General features: G+C 69.3%; 2 protein-coding genes. Both read right to left on the reverse strand.

The genetic code is table 11. The annotated features are described in order from the left end of the window. Positions 1 to 31: 31 nt before the first annotated feature. The gene (locus tag ACFU8Q_RS40875; protein WP_384465117.1) at positions 32 to 679 is read right to left on the reverse strand and encodes an Ig domain-containing protein; all 648 of its coding nucleotides are present in this window, start codon (positions 677 to 679) and stop codon (positions 32 to 34) included. A gap of 153 nt (positions 680 to 832) precedes the next feature. Continuing rightward, positions 833 to 2,410, reverse strand: coding sequence for a hypothetical protein (locus tag ACFU8Q_RS40880; protein ID WP_384465120.1), 1,578 nt, complete (start codon positions 2,408 to 2,410; stop codon positions 833 to 835). Positions 2,411 to 2,616: the final 206 nt, after the last annotated feature.

Here is a 2,616-nt window from a genome sequence, read left to right on the forward strand (position 1 = left end):
CCGGTGGACGCCGGCGGGCCCGAGGCCGTTGTCAGCCGAGAGTGACCTTCAGACGGTACGTGACCTCCGCGTCGGGCATGATGCCGTTGTTGCGCGCGGTGATCGTGAACCGCTTCGTGCCCGGAGTGGTGGGGACTCCGGTGATGCCGCCGGTGTCCTTGTTCAGACTCAGCCCTGCGGGCAGCGCGCCGGAAGTGACCTCGTAGCGGACCGTCCGGGGCGAGCTCGAGGTGACCTTGAACGCGTACAGCTCACCTACGTGGCCGTCCACCGGCTCCGTTGTCGTGAAACCGGGCTTCGGCGCCTGCACCGGCTCCGCCTGGCCGACCGGCTTGCCGGACGAGTCCAGCTCCTGCAGCGACCACTCCTTGCCCACGGTCTCCTCGCTCAGGTGCCAGTTCTTCTTCTCGTCGGTCATGAGCTGCTGCTGGGCGGGCGTGAAGGCGCCGGCCTCGATGGCGGAGTTCCAGATCCGGATCGCTTCGAGCAGCGCCGCGGTGTTGGGCCCCTTGGACAGCGTGTCCGTATTCGTCTCGAACCAGCCGAAGTTGGCGCCGAGAGACGCCCCCAGCGCCAGGTCGTGCTCAAGGGCGAGCGTGCTGGTGTTCCCGCCCACCGCGAGTGCGCCGCCCATGACAGGAAGGTAGTTGGCCCGGTAGAAGTTGGTGTTCCTGGTCACCTGGTCGTAGTTGGAGTCGGACCAGCCGATGCCGCCCCAGCTGATCCGCGACTGGGCGAACCACGAGTTGGACGACGGGTTGGAGGCCTCGCAGATGAAGCCGTCCTGGGAGTCGAGCTGACGGTAGACCCCGTTGACCAGATGGGCGAAACCCTAGCCGCGCCAGCCGTTCCAGGACGCCTCCTCCAGTCCGTCGTAGGAGATGTTCCGGACGCCGGTGGTGTTGGCCATCGTGGCCAGGCGGGTGGCGATCTCGTCGATGATCGGCAGGTCGCCCCGTGCGCCGCCGTACTGGTTCTCCGCGATCCGGGTGGCGTCGGCCCCGGCGGGATGGGCCGCCGCGGCCGATCCCCACTGCGCCCGGCTGACGCCGGTGAACTGCCACTCGCCGGCACCGGCCTGCGTCACACCGGAGTACGTGAGGAACTCGTCGCCGATGCGCAGCCGGTGGCCGATGATGTGTCCGCCGCCGCCGGAGTCGCCGTCGGCGTACAGGGTCGTGTCCGACGCGGCCAGAGCGCGGGTCAGCTTCACGGTCGCGCCGACCGTGAGCCGCTCGTCGGCCGGTGCGGGAGAGATGTACGGGTCATTGGCCTGGATGAAGTTGGACAAGGTGTGCACGCCGACCCGCATGCCGCCCGCGGCGGCGGTCGCCACCAGTTGAGCCGCGGCGGCGTCCGAGCCGCCGAAGCCGCTGTTGAACTGGTAGTGCCCCGTCGACTTCCAGGGACCGGCCGCGCCCTGCACGGAGTAGACGTTCTTGATGCCCGCCTGCTTCGCGAACTTCATGGCGTCGGAGAGGTTCGAGGCGCCGAGGGACGACAAGGCCAGGAACGGCTGACGGGTCGCCCGGGCCGCCTTCTGCCACTGCCCGTCGATGGTCGGGTACGGCAGGTGCTCGCCCTGCGCGATCTGGCTGACCACGGTGAGCACGAGATCAGGGGTGCTGCCGTACACGGCCAGCTTCGATCCGAGGATCCGGCCTTCGAAGCCCGGCAGCGGGCCGATCCGGATGCCGTCCTCGCGGGTCCGTACGGTGCTGTAGTCGTAGGAGTAGGCGCGCAGAATGCTGCCCCACGACGTCTTCGCCGCGGCGCCCCACTCGTTCTGCGTTCCGGCCTCACCGTACGGCTTCGACTTCACCTCCGAGCCGAAGCCGTACGCGTCGAACTCCTTGGGCCAGCCGCCGACGGTCTTGTCGTTGAGCGGGGTGATGCCGAGGGCGAAGCCGCTGTCGCGGACCACACCGACGGCCTCGCCGACGGTGTCGGTGACCCTGGTGGTCAGCGGCCCCCACAGCAGGGTCCGCACATCCACGCCCGGTGCGGCGTCCAGACCGACGACCTCAAGCGTCGCGTATGTCGCGTGGTTGACGACCTTGACCTCGACCGTCGCCTGGTCGCCGCTGAACACCAGCACGTGCCGGTCCCGCCGCGAGACCTTCACCTGGGTGGGGACGTCCTGCTTCCCGTCGCCCAGCACGACGGACACCAGGGGGAGTGACTTGCCTGCCGCCAGATAGTCGGTTCCCTCGCGTATGTCCTTCAGTTCGACGACCCGGCCCGTCGGGTCGAGACCCAGCGACAGGAATCCCGCCCTGATCCGTAACGGGCGGCCGGCTTGCTCCGTGATCGCCGGCCCTGCTGCTGCCGCCGGCTGGGCGAGGGCCGGCGTCGCGATGAGCGCCAGAGAACTCAGCCCGCCGGCAATCAGGAAGTTTCTTCTCTCCACGATTCCTCCGAGTCAATCGATATCGATATATGCGTGCACGCATCGACGTGTGTCGATGTCGATACAGCTCGCGCTTCGCGTGATGGGGAGAGGGAGTTGGTGTGCGGTGGTGGGGCCCCGCGCCCGCCCCCGGCGGGCCCCCCACCACACGCCCGCGGCGGGTGGGGGGCCGGCGGGCCGCCCCCGCCCCCGAACCCCCGCGCGGA

Source organism: Streptomyces sp. NPDC057543 (genome assembly GCF_042801895.1).
Lineage (GTDB): Bacteria > Actinomycetota > Actinomycetes > Streptomycetales > Streptomycetaceae > Streptomyces.